Annotated in this window: 22 protein-coding genes; 6 read left to right on the top strand and 16 right to left on the bottom strand. The window is 54.9% G+C overall.

The features are described 5' to 3' along the window. Nucleotides 1-321: 321 nt before the first annotated feature. Genes FHS18_RS28220 through FHS18_RS28230 form a run of 3 tightly spaced genes read left to right on the top strand, consistent with a single transcriptional unit; the run spans nt 322 to nt 1182 of the window. Nucleotides 322-594 carry a DUF3055 domain-containing protein gene (locus tag FHS18_RS28220; RefSeq protein ID WP_183603768.1) on the top strand — a complete coding sequence of 91 codons (273 nt, stop codon included), beginning with the start codon at nt 322-324 and terminating at the stop codon, nt 592-594. A 49-nt stretch (nt 595-643) separates the two neighbouring features. Next, entirely contained in the window at nt 644-919 is a 276-nt protein-coding gene (locus FHS18_RS28225; protein WP_183603738.1) for a hypothetical protein, read from the top strand. A gap of 59 nt (nt 920-978) precedes the next feature. Then, nucleotides 979-1182, top strand: coding sequence for a cysteine-rich CWC family protein (locus FHS18_RS28230; protein WP_183603739.1), 204 nt, complete (start codon nt 979-981; stop codon nt 1180-1182). Between the two features lie 161 nt (nt 1183-1343). Here the strand turns inward: FHS18_RS28230 and FHS18_RS28235 are convergent, their stop codons facing one another. The 6 genes from FHS18_RS28235 to FHS18_RS28260 all read right to left on the bottom strand — a co-directional run bounded on the left by FHS18_RS28235 (nt 1344) and on the right by FHS18_RS28260 (nt 7289). After that, nucleotides 1344-2504 carry a Gfo/Idh/MocA family protein gene (locus FHS18_RS28235; protein WP_183603740.1) on the bottom strand — a complete coding sequence of 387 codons (1161 nt, stop codon included), beginning with the start codon at nt 2502-2504 and terminating at the stop codon, nt 1344-1346. A 111-nt stretch (nt 2505-2615) separates the two neighbouring features. Beyond that, nucleotides 2616-3428: a hypothetical protein gene (locus tag FHS18_RS28240; protein ID WP_183603741.1), complete on the bottom strand. Its 813-nt coding sequence runs from the start codon at nt 3426-3428 to the stop codon at nt 2616-2618. A gap of 216 nt (nt 3429-3644) precedes the next feature. Beyond that, the gene (locus FHS18_RS28245; RefSeq protein WP_183603742.1) at nt 3645-4331 is read right to left on the bottom strand and encodes a TerC family protein; all 687 of its coding nucleotides are present in this window, start codon (nt 4329-4331) and stop codon (nt 3645-3647) included. A 510-nt stretch (nt 4332-4841) separates the two neighbouring features. Further along, the gene (locus FHS18_RS28250; RefSeq protein WP_183603743.1) at nt 4842-5120 is read right to left on the bottom strand and encodes a hypothetical protein; all 279 of its coding nucleotides are present in this window, start codon (nt 5118-5120) and stop codon (nt 4842-4844) included. A 232-nt stretch (nt 5121-5352) separates the two neighbouring features. Beyond that, complete coding sequence (locus FHS18_RS28255; protein WP_183603744.1) at nt 5353-5952, bottom strand: hypothetical protein; 600 nt, start codon at nt 5950-5952, stop codon at nt 5353-5355. 110 nt (nt 5953-6062) lie between these two features. Continuing rightward, the gene (locus FHS18_RS28260) at nt 6063-7289 is read right to left on the bottom strand and encodes a D-alanyl-D-alanine carboxypeptidase family protein (protein ID WP_246427967.1); all 1227 of its coding nucleotides are present in this window, start codon (nt 7287-7289) and stop codon (nt 6063-6065) included. 257 nt (nt 7290-7546) lie between these two features. Between FHS18_RS28260 and FHS18_RS35475 the strand changes: the two genes are divergently transcribed. Beyond that, nucleotides 7547-7897 (top strand): DUF4183 domain-containing protein, encoded by a 351-nt coding sequence (locus FHS18_RS35475; protein ID WP_183603746.1) that lies wholly within the window; start codon nt 7547-7549, stop codon nt 7895-7897. Nucleotides 7898-7903: 6 nt separating this feature from the next. Then, nucleotides 7904-8323 carry a DUF4183 domain-containing protein gene (locus FHS18_RS28270; protein ID WP_183603747.1) on the top strand — a complete coding sequence of 140 codons (420 nt, stop codon included), beginning with the start codon at nt 7904-7906 and terminating at the stop codon, nt 8321-8323. Between the two features lie 170 nt (nt 8324-8493). Here FHS18_RS28270 and FHS18_RS28275 read toward each other — a convergent pair whose 3' ends face one another. From FHS18_RS28275 to FHS18_RS28320, 10 genes are all read right to left on the bottom strand, one after another. After that, entirely contained in the window at nt 8494-9378 is an 885-nt protein-coding gene (locus tag FHS18_RS28275) for a 5'-3' exonuclease (protein ID WP_183603748.1), read from the bottom strand. A 70-nt stretch (nt 9379-9448) separates the two neighbouring features. Then, the gene (locus tag FHS18_RS28280; protein ID WP_343060715.1) at nt 9449-10654 is read right to left on the bottom strand and encodes an aminotransferase class I/II-fold pyridoxal phosphate-dependent enzyme; all 1206 of its coding nucleotides are present in this window, start codon (nt 10652-10654) and stop codon (nt 9449-9451) included. Between the two features lie 19 nt (nt 10655-10673). Continuing rightward, nucleotides 10674-11033, bottom strand: a complete 360-nt coding sequence (locus FHS18_RS28285; RefSeq protein ID WP_183603750.1) for an arsenate reductase family protein — start codon at nt 11031-11033, stop codon at nt 10674-10676. Next, a complete protein-coding gene (locus tag FHS18_RS28290; protein WP_409348594.1) occupies nt 11030-12013 on the bottom strand; it encodes an RluA family pseudouridine synthase in 984 nt (327 codons plus the stop codon). Before FHS18_RS28290 ends, FHS18_RS28285 begins: the two co-directional genes overlap by 4 nt. 2 nt (nt 12014-12015) lie before the next feature. Beyond that, nucleotides 12016-12591 carry a cob(I)yrinic acid a,c-diamide adenosyltransferase gene (locus FHS18_RS28295; RefSeq protein WP_183603752.1) on the bottom strand — a complete coding sequence of 192 codons (576 nt, stop codon included), beginning with the start codon at nt 12589-12591 and terminating at the stop codon, nt 12016-12018. After that, a complete protein-coding gene (locus tag FHS18_RS28300) occupies nt 12588-13139 on the bottom strand; it encodes a hypothetical protein (RefSeq protein WP_183603753.1) in 552 nt (183 codons plus the stop codon). The genes FHS18_RS28295 and FHS18_RS28300 overlap by 4 nt, the downstream gene beginning before the upstream one ends. Before the next feature lie 157 nt (nt 13140-13296). Further along, complete coding sequence (locus FHS18_RS28305; protein ID WP_183603754.1) at nt 13297-14319, bottom strand: CotS family spore coat protein; 1023 nt, start codon at nt 14317-14319, stop codon at nt 13297-13299. A 4-nt stretch (nt 14320-14323) separates the two neighbouring features. Further along, complete coding sequence (locus FHS18_RS28310) at nt 14324-15589, bottom strand: glycosyltransferase family 4 protein (RefSeq protein WP_183603755.1); 1266 nt, start codon at nt 15587-15589, stop codon at nt 14324-14326. 25 nt (nt 15590-15614) lie between these two features. Beyond that, nucleotides 15615-16559, bottom strand: a complete 945-nt coding sequence (locus FHS18_RS28315) for an NAD-dependent epimerase/dehydratase family protein (protein WP_183603756.1) — start codon at nt 16557-16559, stop codon at nt 15615-15617. Next, nucleotides 16556-17836, bottom strand: coding sequence for a nucleotide sugar dehydrogenase (locus tag FHS18_RS28320; protein WP_183603757.1), 1281 nt, complete (start codon nt 17834-17836; stop codon nt 16556-16558). The genes FHS18_RS28315 and FHS18_RS28320 overlap by 4 nt, the downstream gene beginning before the upstream one ends. A gap of 243 nt (nt 17837-18079) precedes the next feature. Between FHS18_RS28320 and FHS18_RS28325 the strand changes: the two genes are divergently transcribed. Next, nucleotides 18080-18910 (top strand): UTP--glucose-1-phosphate uridylyltransferase, encoded by an 831-nt coding sequence (locus FHS18_RS28325; protein WP_183603758.1) that lies wholly within the window; start codon nt 18080-18082, stop codon nt 18908-18910. Nucleotides 18911-19128: the final 218 nt, after the last annotated feature.

A 19128-nucleotide genomic window follows, 5' to 3' on the forward strand; every position in this document is an offset into this window, starting at 1 on the left:
CAGCAGCCATTATTTAGGGCCGCAATCGTTGCCGTTCGTCAAACGTAAATGATATGATGTGGGATGGATTGGTTTGAGCGGCCGTTAGGCCGATCAGCATTCCATCGATAGTCTGGATTGGTTTGAGCGGCCGTTAGGCCGATCAGCATTCCATCGATAGTCTGGATTGGTTTGAGCGGCCGTTAGCCGATCAGCATTCCATCGATAGTCTGGATTGGTTTGAGCGGCCGTTAGGCCGATCAGCCTTACATGGATTCGTCCCCATTTTTCCCTACTTAAAGGAGGATCAGCAATACCGTGCAGCTGCCCGATTACGATTTTATGTCCGACATGACCGAAGACACGTCGACCCGATTCACGACGTTCATTACGCCAAGCCTGAAGCGGTTCGATCTTGCGATTACCGCCACCAACCGCTTCTACGGGAAGAAGCTCATTACCGATCTGCAGAGCGGCAAGACCGCCATTATCGGCCCCGACGATCTGGAAGAGGAGGGCTACCTCGAGTATACGTTCAAGCTTACCGAAGAAGAAGCGATGGAGCTTAGCCAGTTCCTCTATCTCGTGGTCGGAACGGTGAATTTTACCGATTAAACAGGGCACACTTAAGCAGTAGTCCACTACAGCTTATAGGAGAGATACCATGAGCCGATTTATCGATGAACAACGCCAGCCGTACACCGATTTGTCCACCGTGGCTTCACAGAGCAGCGATCTCTTCGACGAGGACTCCGGCGGAGTAACGTTCGGTTCAGCCGTGTCTGCTGAGAAATTAGGCAAGAGCAAGCCATGGCGCCTCGACCAGCAGCCATTCGATCGCTATGATTACGAGGATCGCTCCTTGCGTGCTTACATGAAGTACGAAGATCGCATCGACGATGATAGCCTCATGACGCCGGATGCCATTGACGAGCCTTAGCCGCCTCGCGTTTGTTGAACAAGATAAACACCGGCTCTTTTATAAAGGAGCTTACGTGCATGAACTGTCCGCTATGCGGCAAAGACAGCAACTGCGGTTATAACCAGGCAGACCCGGCAAGCACGCGGTGTTGGTGCTTCCATGCATCATTCCCGCCCGAGATCTTCGAGCAGATCCCCGCCGAGCTGCGGAAGAAAGCCTGCATTTGCCAAACCTGTCTGGAGCAATTCCGAATGAACCCATCACGTACAGAAATCAGCTAATCTAGCTCATATACTCCCCCGGCCTGCTTCTCATTGGAAGCATAGGCCGGGGGTTTCGTTTAAATAAGCGTCTATAAGTTTCACTCTTATCAATCATCTTGCATTTCACCGGAATGAAACGCGCTGAGCCATCAAAGACGGCGAAAGCCGTTTCACCTTGATTATTCCCCGATCGTGACCCATCGACTCTCTTCATTGCTGCGCAAAATCGCATCGATCAGCTGCATGGAACGGTGACCGTCCTCGAACGTGGCGAAATCACAGTGATCAATACTAGGATTCTTCCCTTCCCGGATGAAAGTGTAAAAGTGCAGCATCTGATTCTTGAGCGCGTCCGGCCAACCTTCGTTATGTCCACCTGGCAAATGGATCGCGCTCTGGGCTTCCTCCGTGAACAAGGAAGGATCGGCAAGCAGCATCTCGTTCGGTCGGTCGCGATGCCCAACCCATAGCCGATGCGGCTCCTCTTGGTTCCAGAACGCCGATTGCTTCGCGCCGTTCATCTCGAAGCTGAGCCGATTCTTCCGCCCCGCGCTCACCTGGGAGACGGTAAACACGCCTTTCGTCCCGTCATCGAATCGCAGTAGCACCGAAGCGCAATCCTCGGTCTCGACTTCGTATTCGGTCATGTCTTGCGTGGATTGGACCGAGTTGCCGAACGTCGCGATGTCCTGTTCGGCTCTCTTGCGCATCGGCAGAACGGTAGAGAAATCCGCGAAAACCTGACGGATGCGCTTGCCGCTCACATATTGGACCGTATCGCACCAATGCGAGCCGATATCCGCGACTGCCCGCGTCTTGCCGCCGATCTCCGGATCCAGCCGCCAGCTGTAATCCGTTTCGTACAGCAGCCAGTCCTGCAAATAACTGCCGTGGATCAGATGCACATCGCCCAGATCCCCGCGTTCGACAAGCGTGCGCAGCTGCTTCAGAATCGGGAACTGCCGGTAATTGAAATTAACGCCGTGCACGACGCCGCTTGAACGGGCGATCCGCAGCAGATCCGCCGATTCCCGGCTGTTCATCGCGAGCGGCTTCTCGGCCATCACGTGTTTGCCGGCCAACATAATGTCTCTATTAATCTCGAAATGCACATCGTTCGGCGTACAATTATGTACCACCTGAATATTCGGATCGTTCAGCAGCTCCCTGTAATCGCCGTAAGCTTGCGGAATGTCCAGCTCCGCCGCCTTCTGCTCGGCACGCTCGGACGTTGTGCCTGCGATTGCGGCCACTTTCACGAAGCCAAGCCGTCTCACCGCTTCGACATGCGCGGGACCGATAAAACCTGCGCCGATAATGCCCACTGTAATCTGTTCCATTTCGATCGCCTCCTCAAGTATCCGTTGGACCGGTAAACCTGTCCTCTATACATACCCGATTTGGCAGAACTGGACGCGAGAGGCAATACGAACGTAAGCCCCACGCTTGCGCTATTTGGTCACTATCGTCACGTATCGAGGCACATCATATGGATCGAACGGGGATGCGAAGGCGTCCCGCGATTCATAGGGAATCCCCATGTCGTCAAGCAGTTCGTGCAACGCACGCTGCTCTTCGGGACCTTTGTTGGTGATGAGAAGAACGCCAGGTGAAGCCAGATGCTCGTAAGCGTGTTCGATCAGCCGCTGAGGCATGAACGTACGCAGCGGCAGCCCCCAATGGAGCAGCGCTTGCTCCGTCACGAACGGCAGGAACATCGTACATACATTATAGGACTGCTCATAGGCGGCGAAGTCCATCGCTTCGTAGCGGACGACCGGATCACCGATTTCTTTCATATAAGCAAGCGCGTAATCATAAGCCGTATAGCCGTTGCGGTAGCGCCGGTAAGGGTCGAGTTCGATGCCGCAGATCGACTTAAGTTCCAATCCGCCATAGGTACCAAAGTGATAGAGACACGGCGCGTAATAGAAGGTTCTGCTCCCGACATCGACAAGCCGCACCGGATGTACGCCAAGCGAGATCAATCGGTGCCGCACGCTGTCCATCAGATCCAGATGGTATAGATTAAGCTGATAGTCGACCCGGCCAAGCTTATGCTTCCACCTGTCAAAATGATAGTGTTCGAGCAACTGCTCTTCCCGCTCCCGAGTCTTCGGATCGGTAAACAAGCCATCGTTGGCCCCGGGTTTCAGCCTCACCTCGCCTAAGCTTAACCGGAAGCATCTGCGAAACAGGTACTTCACTTGATTGCGCGTGCTGAGCAGCGCCCGCTTCCAGGGCTTCATCGTACGAACAGTCATTGGGCAGCATGTCTCCTCTCATTGGTGAGTCTGGTGCCGATTGGATTCGTTGCATGAATAATGGCACTTATAGCATGTTCATCTTGTCTGTTCTTCACCCGGCTGCGTACCGGCTAAGCTGTTTTCTTGCCTCGGATGCCCTGCACCAGCCTATAAAAAAACTGCGCGACAGAGGTTGTCCTCCTTCGCGCAGTCTGGAATTGCAGCGCCTTACGATCAAGACGCCGTATGAGGCTCGTGCTTGTCGCGATCCTTACGCCCGCCCAGCTTGCCGGTCACGACCACGAATACGGCCAGCAAGATCGGCAGCGCATAATGGATATGCGGCACCCATGCTTCCAAATGTTCGCCAACGATCCGATCGCTTAAGATCATCTCGCCTGCCGTATAACCGAGCAGCGCCGCCCCGAGGATGACGATAGTCGGGAACCGCGTCATCAGCGCCATCAGCAGCTGGCTTGCCCATATAATAAGCGGGATCGAGATCGCAAGGCCAATGATGATGAGCACCATATTGTTATTCGCCGCGCCGGCTACCGCCAGCACATTATCCAGGCTCATGACCACGTCGGCGATAATAATGGTCCTAATCGCTTCTTTCAGATTCGCGCCCGACTGGATATGCTCTTCCGCGTCATCGCCTTTCAACAGCTTAATGGCAATGAACAGCAGCAGTATGCTGCCCACTACTTGAACGAGCGGGATATGCATGAGCCAGACGGCGACGAAAGTGAGCACTACCCGCAGCAGCACCGCGCCCATGCTGCCCCAGAAGATGGCTTTCTTCTGCTGCTCGGACGGCAGATTACGGCAAGCCAGCGCAATAACGACCGCGTTGTCTCCGCTCAGCACGATATTGATCAAGATCAGCTCCAGCAATCCTAGCCAAAATTCTCCGGTCATTTCATTCGACTCCTTTTCCTTAAAGCTTGTACCATCAAACCTTATGCGCATCAAGCCGCTCTTGCTTCCTGCAATCGTGCAAGTCATCGGATTACGCATACAATCGGACAAAGGCGCTGTCCCCGATAAGTCCAATGAGGAAAGCGCCTAGCTAAGGTGTGCCGCATCCAGTCTTGACGGCTATAGAATGATTATATTATACCTCTAAAAGAGCCCGCTGCACCAATTTGCCGACTTAAGGCAGTTGAGGCGCCATGATGCGGTCAAAATGATCAAGAGTGCTGACCCTCGCTTGACGTCCACTTTGTGGACACGCTTGCTTGAGTGTGTACAACGTAAAAACCAGCGCCGTGAACGACTTGCGCTGGTTTACGGGGAACGTCTGTATGTGTCTCATTCTAGTGGGACGTGGTGTTTCAAATCGGCTGGTGTAAGGCTGATTTTGCCTGGATCAGCAGGACTGATTCCATGGTAACTGAACATTAGCATACACTCGCGTACGATAGGAAGCTAATCAATCCCATCAATCTTCCAACCCCCGTCCCTTTTCTTAAGTGTGTACATTCGCTCCGCCTCGGTTTCCTTGGGATAATCCAGGTAAGTTTCATGAACAGAAACGGAAATCGTATCCTCGCTCAGTTTCACAAACTGGGGGTCATGCAGCTTGATAATGGTTGTACGACTATCTTTGGCTACTTCGAGACGTAAAGAGGGATCTGCCTCAGCTGTAAATACAGAGGAGTACTTGGCCACATCACGTTTATTGAGATAGGTTACGCGTTGCTTCACCACTTGAACGACCTGAAGCTCATCCCCCGAATATGCGGATTAATCGAGCATCTCTGATGGACCGACTTTATAAATATAAGTATCAATTACATCACTTGAATCACTAGAGATGTTATCGTTCGAAGAACATCCGGCTACGAATATCATTGCTGTAAGCAACATTTTGGACAGTGCCTTGTTCAAATAAGTATACTCCCTTCGAGCTTGTGGATTTCATCATACGAATTGGTGCTTACGGAATAGGCACCTTAATATAATCCGTTCCCAAAAACTTGACCCCATCCTTCTCGGCAGACCCCACTTCAACAGCGATTTCACCCAACGCTTGGGCCAGATCGGCATCTGGATCAGGCACTAAATCGATGATGATCGTCCCTACGCCTCCCCCTGACGAGTGGTAACGTTCTCTTCCAACCTCTATCCATTTGTCCCGCTCGTAATCCTCGCTCGCCGTCGACCTCGTTGCAACATAATCGGCCGGATCGGCTTCCGGTTTGTTCTCGGGATAGCTGCTGTCGATAGTCGCAATCTCCCACTCTCTGGGAATGGAGAAGGCGACACCGCCCCAATCACGAGAGTCAATCTCGATCATTGCCACGATCCGCACATGACTAGGCACCTCTTCATCTCCGCGGACGAATATCGTTCCTTGCGCGGAGGTAATCAAGTCCGTTGATGCCGCATGTACCGCAAACCCTGCGGATCGAACATTGTTACCATTCATGACTGGCCGAGTGGACTGATCTTGTTTCGGCGACAGCTGAATAATAAGCAGAAGGCTTACAACCATGGTGGCAGCGAACAACACATAGACGTTTTTCAGATTCTTCATGCCCATATTTTAACATTGATTACTTGTTATAGGCTTATGAATTCGATAGGTCGCCCAGATAAAAAATGGCCATGCAAGACGTTCTCTTGCACAGCCACTTCCCGATATGTCTATCTCATGCGCTCGTCGTAACTCACTCGTCTCGAACGCTTCTGCTTCTGGCGATTAATCTTCATGGCACCGACGGCGGCCAGCATAAGCAGCATGAGCAGCCACGCCCCGGCGATCGGGACCGTCCAGGCTGAAGGCTCTTCCCCGGTGCGCTCATCTGCGGCTGCCGATACGGATAGCGCGCTCACTTCGTGGGCGTCCGCAGACTCCGGCTGGACATAGGTGAGCTGCCCGGCCATCCATGTCCGATCCGCGCTTGTCATCGTAATGGCGCCGGTAGGTCCGATCTGCACGGTGGCTTCTTGCTGCTTGGGCACTGCCGTCCAAATCTCATCATCGGCCACGAACTGAAGCGGTTCTTGGTCTTCTTGCTGTAAGTTATAAGTCTGGCCGGCCTGGAATAGCTGCTTCGGCTCGAACGCTTCGAAGCCGTAGTCGAGCAGCTTGGTCATCTCTGCATATAGGTTCTTATTCGTGTCCGACTTCAGGATAACGGCAATCAACTCGAAGCCGTCGCGGTTGGCCGCGCTGACCAGCGTGAAGCCTGCAGCTTGCGTAAAGCCGTTCTTAACGCCGATCGCACCTTCGTAGGTGGTGAGCAGCTTGTTGTGGTTCTCCAGCTGAGACTGCCATTCCTTGCCGTTCCACGGCATCTTCTGCGTAGCTACGATCTCGCGAAACTTCTCGTTACGCAACGCGTACTGAGTGATCTTCGCCATATCGGATGCGGTCGTATAATGTTCGGGATCCGGCAGACCGTGCGGATTCATGAAGTGGGTATTGACGACGCCGACCTGCTCCTGCACGAACAAGTTCATTTGCTCCGAGAACGCGGCCTTCGATCCGGCCAAATGCTCGGCAATCGCCGTTGCGGCATCATTGCCGGAGTTGAGCATCAGCGCATAGACCAGATTCTCGAGCGGCACCTGCTCGCCCTCGGCAAGATAGACGCGCGTGCCGTCTTCGTAACGCGCCTCTTTGGAAACGGTCACAAGTTCATCGAGACGTCCGGATTCCAACGCCATGATCCCGGTTATGATCTTCGTTATACTCGCAGGATACATCCGCTCCTCAGCATTCTTCTCATAGAGGATCGTGCCAGACTTGGCATCGATTAATAGAGCGGCTCCAGCCTGCAGGCTCGGTGGTGCGCTTGCCATTTGTTCTTCCGCGAAGCTTACGCTCGAACAAACGAATAAGCTGATGAGCAGTACAGGGATAAGCATGCTGCGCAAAACAAATATGACCCTCAGCTCCTTCATTCGCATCCGAATTGAATTATTTAAACTAAAGATAACATCGCCGGGCATTACTCCACAATAGAAATTTTACGGTTAGCCAAAGGCTCAATATCCCCCTCATCATCTTACAAAAAAAGCAACCACCATAAAGACAGGTGGCTATGCGGCTTCCAATCTATTCGCATAATCTATACTGAAATCGGGATATTCCCGTCTCCTTAGGAAGGGGTGATAGACGGATCATGCCGTGCCCTTGCCCTCCCAAACGCCGCTTGCGCAAACGGAGCGCCAATCGAAAACGCAGACGTAGCCGCAAGCCGCGAATTACCGCCAGAACCTACCTGTATTACGCCATCTCTGATGGGGTAAGCCGCGAATATGGCCATCAAGATCGAGTCGCCGGTTATGGGGTAGATAATCAAATCCCAGATCCCGCAACCGTATCTCTGACCAATATATTTATCAATGGCGTGCTGCAGCCTTCTCCCCTTTTCCGTATCAGCAAAGGGACAATTTGCTTTCTATCCGCAGATGTACCGGAGAAAGGCGTGCCGATCCTCGTGCAATCGATCCGTTTCCGAGAAAGGAGGTGAGAAAGAATGCCCCCATCCCTGATCAAGCTGTTCGTCGCTGCTTCGGCAACGGCACCGGTCGCTACAGGAGGAACCATCGACACGGCCGTAACCCCGGTTGTCACCCGCTTCGTCGCGGTCATGGACCCTGGCATGATTACCGGAGGAGCTACGGTCATTCCTGCAGCAAGCTTCGCCAATGACAACGGAGATCCGATCACAGACCTGCCTGCTCCGCCGACCGAAGGCTACTACAACGTGTATGTGAACGCGGTCCTCCAGGAAGCGAACCTGTCCACCTTAACCCAAACGGCCCTTACCCTAGATACGGTTGCGATTCCAGCCGGCGCTCCGATTATTCTCGAGGTTGACGACTTCTCAGCGACGACATCCACCATGACTGTGCCGCCGACAATTTCGACGCCGACGATTACCATTACGACCTAATTATATCTCGCCTTGCAAGCAGAGCGAAGCCCCTTCTTCCGATCCATTGGGAGGGGGTTTCCGTCTGATCCTGTCCCTCCTTCAACTTCACGCCAAGGACAAGCCATAATGGAACCTAAATCAACAAGCCCCAAACCAAATTGGTCTGGGGCTGTCTGCCGTAAAGGATATTAGCTTATAAGTGCCGTTAAGCTGCGGAACTCCAGTTCCTCGAACTTGTTCAATACTTGCGCTCTATTCACGGACCAGACGGACAGCGAATAATCGACTTCCAACGGCACGTCGCATTTGATCGTCGCGAGCTCGCGGGATAGATGCAGCATCGCAAGATCCGCTTCGATCTTGACCTTCACCGACTTGGACAGCGAATCGAGGTTGGCCAGAATGCCATCCACCGAACCGTACTCCTGGACCAGCTTGTGAGCGGTCTTCTCGCCGATCCCGCGTACGCCAGGGTAATTATCAGAAGTGTCGCCCATCAGACCTTTGACGCAGATAACCTGCGCCGGGGTCAGCTGCCGTTCTTCAAGCAATGCCGCAGGCGTGTAGACTGCATAATTGCCGAACCCTTTTTTCATAATAACAACCGTTACCTGCTCATCCACAAGCTGCAGCAGATCTTGGTCGCCGGATAAGACGAACACTTCGGCTTGCTGGCTGAAGCGTCTTGCCAAGGTGCCGATGCAATCGTCCGCCTCATAACCGACCATGCCGATATTCGGCACGTCGAAGCTCGCGACAACCTCCTTGACCAGATCGAACTGCGGGATCAAATCTTCTGGGGCGTCCGGGCGATTGGCCTTATATCCATCGAACTGTGCCGTACGGAACGTCGTGCTTCCCATATCCCAGCAGCATATAACATGGGTGGGCTCGAACTTCTGAACCGCATCCATAAAATAACGCACGAATCCGTATACCGCGTTCACCGGTATGCCGGTGCTCGTCCGGCGTACGCTGCCGCCGTAATTGTTCGCGAAGAAAGCGCGGAACAGCAGCGCCATCCCGTCGACCAGCAGCAGGCGCTCGCCTCTAGCTTGTTGGTGCTCCGTCATCGTTCTTATCTCCTCTACTGCTTGTTGTCTCGCACTTGATGTCTATTCTATTATATCGGCATCTGCCCTTCTATTGTTCACCGCGAATAAACTTACCGATTCTGGAAGCGGCCTCCAGCAGCTTAGACTCGTCTTCGACCAGCGCGATCCGCACGAATCCTTCGCCTTCCGAGCCGAAGGCATCGCCCGGAATGACCGCCACGCCTTGCATGCGCAGCATTTCCCGGGAAATTCGACGCGAGGTCCAATCTTCCGACAGCCCCCATTCCATCTTAGGCAGCTGCGCCCAGACGAACATCGTAGCGCTAGGTTTCGGAACGATCCAGCCTTCCGCCGCCAGCGCCTCAATGAATAGGTCTCTGCGTTTCTCGTAAATATGGCTGACCGGTTGGTGAACGCCTGCCATATCGTCCGACAGCGCTGCGATCGCCGCTTCTTGAACAGGCAGGAACACGCCGTAATCGATATTCGCCTTCAGCTCGCCGAGCGCCGATACGACGTCCCGGTTGCCTGCGAAGAAGCCGATTCGGCCGCCGGCAAGATTGAAGCTCTTGGACATCGAATGGAATTCGACCGCATAGTCGATCGCTCCCGGCACTTCAAGGATGCTTGGCGGGCGGCAGCCGTCAAAGGCCATCTCCGAATAGGCCAAATCGTGGACGATCAGCACGCCGTGCTGCTTCGCCGTCTCGACCGCTTTCGTGAAAAAAGCCAAATCGGCCACAGCCGACACCGGGTTGCTCGGGTAATTGAGCAGCATGAATTTGGCGCGCTGCCAGACCTCGTGCGGAATCGCTTCGAAATCCGGCAAGTATCCATGCTCAGGACGGAGCGGCATCAGGTAGGGGTCGATGCCGGCAACCGCTAGCCCCGCCGCATAGACAGGGTAGCCGGGATTCGGGATGAGCGCTACATCGCCGGGATTGCAGAGCGCAAGAGCAAGATGACCGAGCCCATCCTGCGAGCCCATCAGCGAGACAAGCTCGGTATCGGGATCCAGCTTCACGCCGAACCGGTGGTTCATCCACTCTGCGGCTTTCCCCAAGTAGGCGCGAGTGCCCTTCGTCCCCGGATAACGGTAGGCGTCTGGCCTTAATGCAGCATCGGCCAGCACCTGCCGGACCCGCTCGGAAGGCGGCTTGTCCGGACTGCCAATGCTAAGATCGATGACCGCAAGTCCAGCCTGCACCGCTTCATGTTTCCAATTCGCTACCTCGGCAAAGATCGAGGAACCCAGCCGGGAGAGCCTATCCGCTCGCCACACTTTCTTCGTCACGGCATATGCCTCCTTCGACTCAGGACCATTCCTGCTCGTATAATTCATCCTTGAATCCGACGGTGACTTTCTTGCCGTCCGTCACGACAGGACGCTTCAGCAATCGGCCGTTCGAGGCGAGCAGCGCAATCTTCTCTTCGTCGCTCATCGCGCCGATTTTATCTTTGAGGTTCATTTCCTTGTAGACTTCGCCGGACGTGTTGAAAAACTTCTTCAGTTCCAGACCGCTGAGACGTACCAGCTCCGCAATCGTCTCTTCGGAAGGCGCTGTCTCGAATACATTGTGCTTCGTAAGCTCATGGCCCTTACCCTGCAGCCACTTGATCGCCGAGCGGCACGTGCCGCACTTCGGATATTCGTATACGGTTAACTGACTCATGCTTGTTCAATCTCTCCATTCTCCATGCTGTTGTTCTCTTGCTGCAAGGCGTCCTCCAGCTGCCGCAGATCATCCGGCAAGGACGCTTCCCACTGCATCCATTCGCGCTTCATCGGATGGGTAAACCCGAGCACGGCGGCATGCAGCGCCTGCCGGTTCACCATCGCTTCCAGCTCCGGGGATCCTGCCGCTTGACGCTCAGGCGATGCGAAGCCGTACATGCTGTCGCCGATTAGCGGGCAGCCCAAATGTTTCATATGCACCCGGATCTGATGGGTTCTCCCTGTCTCGAGCTTCAGCTTTATCTTGGAAGCTGCGCCGTTCCGGTATGCGGCGACCGTCTCATAATGCGTAACGGAGGGATAACCCTCCGGGGTAACGATACGGATATGGGGCGAATCCGGATCGCGGTCGATCGGTTCATTGACCGTGCCGACTGCGATCTGGGGCGCGTTATATACATAAGCGAGATAGGATTTGTGCACCTCGCCGGCTTGAAGCTGTTCGGACAGCTGCTGGTGGATATACGGATTCTTGGCAATGGCAACCAGACCCGATGTATCCTCATCGAGCCGGTGAATCGGCCGGAAACGGACTGCCTCTCCCCGCTCCTGCCAGTGATGGACGACGCCGTTCGCTAATGTGCCCGTATAGTGCCCATGCGTCGGATGGACGACGATGCCCGGCGGCTTATTCACAATAAGCAGGTCACGATCCTCGTAGACGATATCCAGCGCCATCGGTTCCGGAAGAATATCATCCGATCGTTCCTGCTCCATGCGCAGCTCGACAAGATCGCCCGCCTTCACGCGGTCATTCGTATAGACCCTCTGTCCGTTGACGGTGATGCCCTGCTCCGTCAGCTTCAGCCGGGAGAGCAGCTTGCGCGAGACGCCGAGACGCCGCTCCACGAGCGTCCGCACCATCATGCCGTCATCCTTCATTTCAACGACAAGCGAAAGCGGCTCATAATACTGCATCGTCATTTGCTCTTCTTCCGGAACACTTCCGCGCTGCGCACATATTCCACGTCGGGCACGTCAAGCGCTGCATTCGCGCTGCGCGCAACGGCGAAGAAATAGTCGGACAGGCGGTTCATATAGACCAGCACATCGTGGTTGATCTCCGTCTCGCCAGCCAAAGTGACGATCAAGCGCTCCGCGCGCCGGCATACGGTGCGGCATACATGGAGCAGCGCAGACACTTCGCTGCCGCCGGGCAGAATGAATCGCGTCACTTCCGGAGCGGCCGCGATATGGGCGTCGATCCAGCCCTCCAGCCGAACGGCCGGTTCACCGTCCAGCTTGTACTCCTTGCCCGCAGGGTCGGCGAATGCCAAGTCCGAACCGCAATCGAACAATTCCTGTTGAATCTCGAGCAGTTCGGCGACAAGCCCTGCCAGCTTCTGCTCGCGCAGCGCGACCGCAGCCGCTTGTCCGACGAAGCTGTTCAGCTCGTCGATCGTGCCGTACGTCTCGACTCGAATATCGTCCTTGCGGACTCGGCCGCCTTTTACCGACGTCTGTCCGCTGTCGCCTGTACGCGTATATAGCCTCATGGCTTCATCAGCTCCTTCAGCACTTCAATCGACAATTCCTTATTCGGGGAGTTCACCGGAATGAAAGCGAGGATATCCTCCTCCGCATAGCCGGATGCCTTGAAGATCGGCAGACTATCGACCGGAATCGCGAACAGTCCCTTCACTTGTTTCTCGTTGCCGGCTTCATCCTCGACCAGACTCTCCATCACGCCGGCAGGATAATCCTCAGCCTTGAAATAGTCATCGAGCTGAACGGCCGGACCTTGCGCCGACATCATCGCAAGCGTATCCTTCGGAACTAGAATAATGCCGTTGCCGCCAGCGGCGATCTCGACAATGAGCTTCTGATCATTGTACATCGGGCTTGAGAAAACTTCGATCTTCTTCGTCTCGCCGAAGGCGGCCTGCAGCTTCTCCTCCACCTTGACAGCGACTTCCGTGTTCATATACTCCTTTGGCATGGCAAAAATCTTCAAATCCGCTTCGTCTCCGCAACCCGCCAAAAATACCGCCGCAAGCATCAAAAGCAGCAGCAGGCTGGTCAACTTCGTTGTCCTTTTCTTCATCCTAGGCACGTGCTCCCCCCACAAATATGGTCTATGTCAACTATATCATATCTATCGGCTTGCCCACACCATCGGCAGTCTCGGTCACGGAACGGACACATCCGAGGGATTGCCGCTCATAGGCAAAAGCCGCCTCCTCTACCGGAAGCGGCCGCTATTATTTGAGCGCATTATTCACGATCGTATCCCATTGAGCCAGCATCTGAAGCCGATTCTTGTCGTCTTGAATCATCGCTCCCAGCTTGCGGTTGGTGACCTCCAAGGTCCATTCCAGCCGGCCGGTAAAATATTTGTTCGCCAGCCCGTAGAAGAGGTGCGGGAATAGCAAGTCGGCGTAGATGACGCTGCACTCTTCCTTGGTGAGCGGGTGGCGCTCGTGGTAGGCGCGCAGCATCGCGGTTGCCTTCACCGCGCTCCAGCCGGTCTTCTTCATGACTTTATTGAAAATCTTGCGGATGTCCCGCGCCGGCAGATCCAGCGTAATCGAGTCCATATCGATAATATAGAAGCCTTTGCTCGTCTTAATCAGGTTACCGGCGGCAAAGTCCTGGTGGCACAGATTCCGCTGGACGGATACCTTGTTCACCCACCGCCGGTACGCATTCCCTTGAATGACGGCGAGCGCCTCATTCCCCTGTTTGATATACGCATCAACATGCTGCATGAACAGCTTGGAGAAGGTGCTGCTGCTGCGGTTCGCCAAGGCTTTGAACAGCTCGAGATTATCCAGATGGTTCTGGTATCCGTTCTCCCATCGGCCCAGGTGGTTCCGCGATTTCGTTCCGCGGTTCGCTTGGAAGCCCCGGGAAGCGATATGGAATTTCGCCATCTCGCGCATAATTTGGTTCAACTCTTCGCCCGTATAACCGATCCGCCCCGTGGTCTGGACGGCCTCCGACAGCACATAGCAGGCACCGTTCGCATCCTCGGCGAAATCGACGCCTTCACGGGTCGCGACAATACGCGGAATGCTGGCGCCGTTATTCTGTAGATGCTTGGTCGCTTGCATGAGGAAGAGCAGACGTTCCTTACGGGCCGGCGATTTTTTCAGAATCTTCGTCCCGGTAGACGTCTCTACCGTCCACGCTGCCTTCTTCCCTTTATCTTGAATGATTCTGACGCTCTTGACCTGAATGGGATACTGAGCCAATATCGCGGTAACTTGGGATTGGATGGCCATTGCTCTACCTGCCCCTTGCCGTTAGTCTTTTCGTCTGGCGGCTTGCGCGTTTGCTCGTCGTCAGCGGCTTGCTCTTCCGCTTGCGCTTCTTGCCCCATCGGCTCAATGTAGCCGTCTGCATCGGCGTCGGTTCGCTGTTATAAGCTTCCATATAGACATTGTTCAGACGGTCGGCGACATGATTGAACGTAAAGGCGGTGTCGACCTTCTGACGTCCGGTGCGCGCCATCTTCATCGCCATCTCCCGGTTCGACAACATATAGTTGATCGCGCTTGCGAACGACTCCACCTTGTTGTATTCCTTGACGATAAAGCCGTTGACGCCATGCGCGATGACCTCGCCATTGCCGCCGCGGTTCGTCGTGATGATCGGCGTCCCTGCCGCCATCGCCTCGTAATGAACCCGTGCCAGCGGCTCTTGCCACTGCGAGCTGCAGACGAAGACGTCGCCCATCAAGAAGTAATTCTGAATTTCGTTGGCCGGAACATACTTCGTGAAGATGACCTTCGTGCCGTACGGCTTGGCAAGCCGCTGCAGGATGCGCCCATAGTTGTCCACCGCGTCGTCGCTGAACCACCGGCCGCCGACAATGACCAGAACGGCCTCCGGATGTTTCTTCAGCACCGAATCCATGGCCTGGATGAGCAGATGCGGCCCTTTCTTGATGCTAAGGCGGCCGACGAACAGAATAACCTTCTTGTTCTGTACGCCGTATTTAGCACGCAACGATTTGCGCAGCTCTTGCCCCTTCGTCGTCCACCGCGATGGGAAGGTCGAAGGGTCGAAGCCCGAGTAGACCGTTCTGGCTTTGCTCTCCGAACCGGCCACGCGGTCGGTGACCGTCTTCTTGATGAAGTCGCTGACCGACGTAATTCGCGTCGCATAACGCACGCAGAGCTCCGCCTCTTCATCCGTCAGCTTATGGGCAGCGAACATTTCGTTGTGCAAACTGACGATGAAGCGGCTCCCAGGCGAGGCGGCCTTCAGCCGAATCAAATTTCTGGGGCGGTTAAAGACGTGCACCACATCAAAGGTATGCTCCTTCAAAGAAGCCGCCACGTCCTTGATATAGCTCTCTCGCGGAAAACGGAAGTATCTTACGCCATTCTTCACTTCATAGTTCGGAAGCTGAGGGTCTGTAATCGAGTAGACCGTCATCTGATGCTTCTGGTTTAGAATCGGAATGACACCGTCAATCATGATCTGAATCGCCCCGCCCTTAATCGCGGGGCTCGGTAGTTTCTCGGTGCACACGTACGCAAGCCTCATCTTACGCTGCTGCCTCCTTGACAAGTCAACTGTACAGCTTCTTGAGATCATCAAGCTCCAGAGATAGCCCCGTCGCCAGTGTTACCGCCGGTTCATAGCCCAGCAGTTGGTACGCTCTGGCAATGTTCGCCCACGTATGCTTCGGCTCGCCGCGCGTCGTTCCCGTGTAGTTCACTTTCGCCTGCTTCCCGGTCAACGTCTCCAAGAGCTGTATGATCTCGTTGACCGAAGCGCGCTCCTTGCCGCCGATATTGATCGTCTCGCCGATCAACCCTGGCTGCAGCGCAACGGAGGCCGTTCCCCGGACGCAATCGGAGACGAACGTGAAGTCCCTTGTCTGCGTACCGTCGCCATAGACGGAGATCGGCTCATCCTTCAGCATGCTGCGAATGAAGATATGGAAGGCCATATCCGACCGCTGGCGAGGACCGTATACCGTAAAGAAGCGAAGGACCACTGTCGGGACGCCGTCATTGACGCGATAGACGCGGCACAATTGCTCGCCCGTTTGTTTGGTTACGCCGTAAGGAGAAAGCGGCGTGAGCGCGGCATCCTCTGACACCTGCCCGGCTTTCTCGCCATATACTGAGGACGTAGAGGCAAATATGAATTTCCGGAGTTTCGTGCCGCGGCAAGCTTCGAGCAGCTGCTGGGTGGCCAATATATTGCTGTCCGCATAATTGGCGAATGACCGGCCAAAGCTCGACCGAACGCCCGGGATCCCTGCCAGATGGTAGACGATATCGACGCCGTCAAGCGCCTTCGTCCAGTCCAGCTGAAGCATGTTCGCCCGGATTAGGGTGAATCTCGGATGCTGAAGGATGGAAGCTATATTCCGTGTGCCAATGACACTTAGCTCCTCGCGGACGAATCCATCGACACCGATAACGTCGTGCTCGGTTTCATTCAGGAAATATTCGCTGAGGTGCGATCCGATAAATCCGGCCGCGCCTGTTATGAGAATTTTCATGACCGCCCAACTCCTACATAGCGGAAGCCATGCGCCGCCATAACCGAAGGGTCCAGCAGATTGCGGCCATCCAGAATGATATCGCCCTGCATCTGTTCTTTGACCTTGGCCCAGTCGGGATGAACCAGCTCTTCCCAACCGGTAGCCAGCACGACCGCATCCGCCCCGGCAGCTGCCTCGTAAGGCGATGAAGACCAGGACACGCCGCGGATTGACGGTTGGACAAGTGGATCGTAGGCTTTCACCTTCCACCCTTGCCGCACCAGCTTCTTCATGAAGGCAATTGCTTGCGAGAAGCGGATATCATCGGTATTTTCCTTGAATGTAGCGCCCCACACGGCAATTGTCGGTTGATGTGATTCACCCAATGCCTGTTTCAGTTTATTCAGATAGATATTCAGTTGTGTCCGATTAATCTGGCGCGCCGCGCGGAGAAGCGTCAACTTCACGCCCCGGGTGCCCGCTGCATGCATCAGCGCGATCGTATCTTTGGGCAAGCAAGAACCGCCGTAGCCAAGTCCCGCCTGCAGGAACCTAGGTCCGATGCGCTGATCGAGCCCGATCCCCTGCGCCACCTTCGTCACGTCCGCTCCGAATACGTCGCATACGCGCGACATTTCATTAATGAAGGATATTTTCATCGCGAGGTAAGCATTCGAGGCATATTTGATCATCTCCGCGCCTACCCGGTCCGTGAATACATAATCGGTATCGATCGAGGCGTACATCGCCTTCACCTTCTGAGCCGCTTCCTCGGATGCCGCTCCGATTACGATCCGGTCGGGATGGATCGTATCCATCAATGCCGTCCCTTCGCGCAGAAACTCCGGATTCGATACAACCTCGAACCATGCCTTAGGTACGCCATACTCACCCAGTCTGCTCTCGATCCAGGCCGATGTCCCGGGCGGCACCGTGCTTTTCACGACAATGACTTTCGGCGAGCCAATCGCTGCCGCAAGGTCTTCGACGACACCCTCCAAATAGGTCATATCGGCGCTGCCATCCTTGCGCGGCGGCGTGCCGACCGCGATCATGATCAGCTCGCTGCCTTCCATATGCTGCCGCACGTTCGTCGCAAAATGCAAACGGCCTTGCGCCATGCCTCTGGCAACCCATTCCTCCAGGCCCGGTTCGTAGATTGGAATCACGCCCTCTTGCAATCTTGCGATTTTCGCTTCTATTTTGTCCGTGCAATAGACCTCATGACCGAGCTCCGCCAGAACGGCAGCCGTGGTCAATCCGACATAGCCGGCCCCTACAACGCAAATTTTCACCGTCGTACCTCTCCCTCCGATATCGAACGCTTGTATACACTATGCGCTCTAGCATTGCTGCAGTCGCGGCATCTGCCAAGGGTGATAGATGTCGAAGGCGTCCATTTGTGAAGTTTTCATGAATGCCTGCAAAATGGGTGTGTACGTGTGCCTGATTTACGGTCGGACAGGCTTCCAAAAGACGCGGCTCGCTATACTATAACTTAATAATATCGATAGAGATCTCACATCGAGGTGATAGATTTGGTCATCAAAGCAATCATCCCCGCAGCCGGTTATGGCACCCGGAACCTGCCCGTCACCAAAACCATTCCGAAGGAAATGTTTCCGATCGGGGGCCGTCCTGCCATCGATTACGTCGTGCAAGAAGCCGTACAAGCCGGGATCGAAGAAATCCTCATTATCCTGTCGCGCAACAAAACCGAAATCATGAATTATTTCGACCACTCCCCGGAGCTCGAGCATTACCTCTACACCCACCATAAGGAGCATTGGCTGTCCAAAATCATGCCCCCCCGCGTAACCATTACGTACCTGCGGCAATCCGAAGCTTTAGGCTTGGGGCATGCGGTCTCGCTCGCCCGTCAGTTCGCCGGCAACGATCCGGTAGCCGTCCTGCTGCCTGACCAAGTATCGCTCCAGTCGCGATCCCCGCTACGGCCGCTTCTTGCGCTGCATCACCGGCATGGCGGCACGGTCGTCGGCCTGCAGGAGGTTCCGCTCCATCTTCTGCAGAACTACGGCGTTGCCGACCCGGTTTCCATGGAGGGAAGGACGCTTCATCTTCAAGGTTTTGTGGAAAAGCCCAAACAGAACCCGCCTTCCGCTTTCGCCGCCCTTGGCCGCTATGTCTTCACGCCGGAGATCTTCGCCGCGCTCGCCACATTAGAACGCGGAACGGGCAATGAGCTGCAGCTCACCGATGCGATCAACCGGCTGTGCAAGGAATCGGACGTCTACGGCTATCTGTTCCGGGAGAAATGGTATGACATCAGTATCGAGAAGGAATACTTGAGCATTCAGCGGCAGGTATATCGGAAGAAAATGAAAAAGGGAGGGGCTAGCGCCCCTTAACCCGCTTTTTTCGCCTCCCCCAAGCCCCCTCCTCCGAGGGGGTTCCGAGCTTACGCTTTCGAAGCGAGTTTCCTTTGGAAACTTGTAGTTATCACCCTCTGGACACCCGTAAGCAGCGAAACACGTGACGCGGCCGTCTTCGATGTGTCCTTCGTATTATTAGGTCAGCCAGAGTTTTCTGGTTGGCCTATTTTTATAGGCATCTTACGATGGTGGTA

Source organism: Paenibacillus phyllosphaerae (assembly GCF_014192105.1).
Classification (GTDB): Bacteria; Bacillota; Bacilli; order Paenibacillales; family Paenibacillaceae; genus Paenibacillus_Z; species Paenibacillus_Z phyllosphaerae.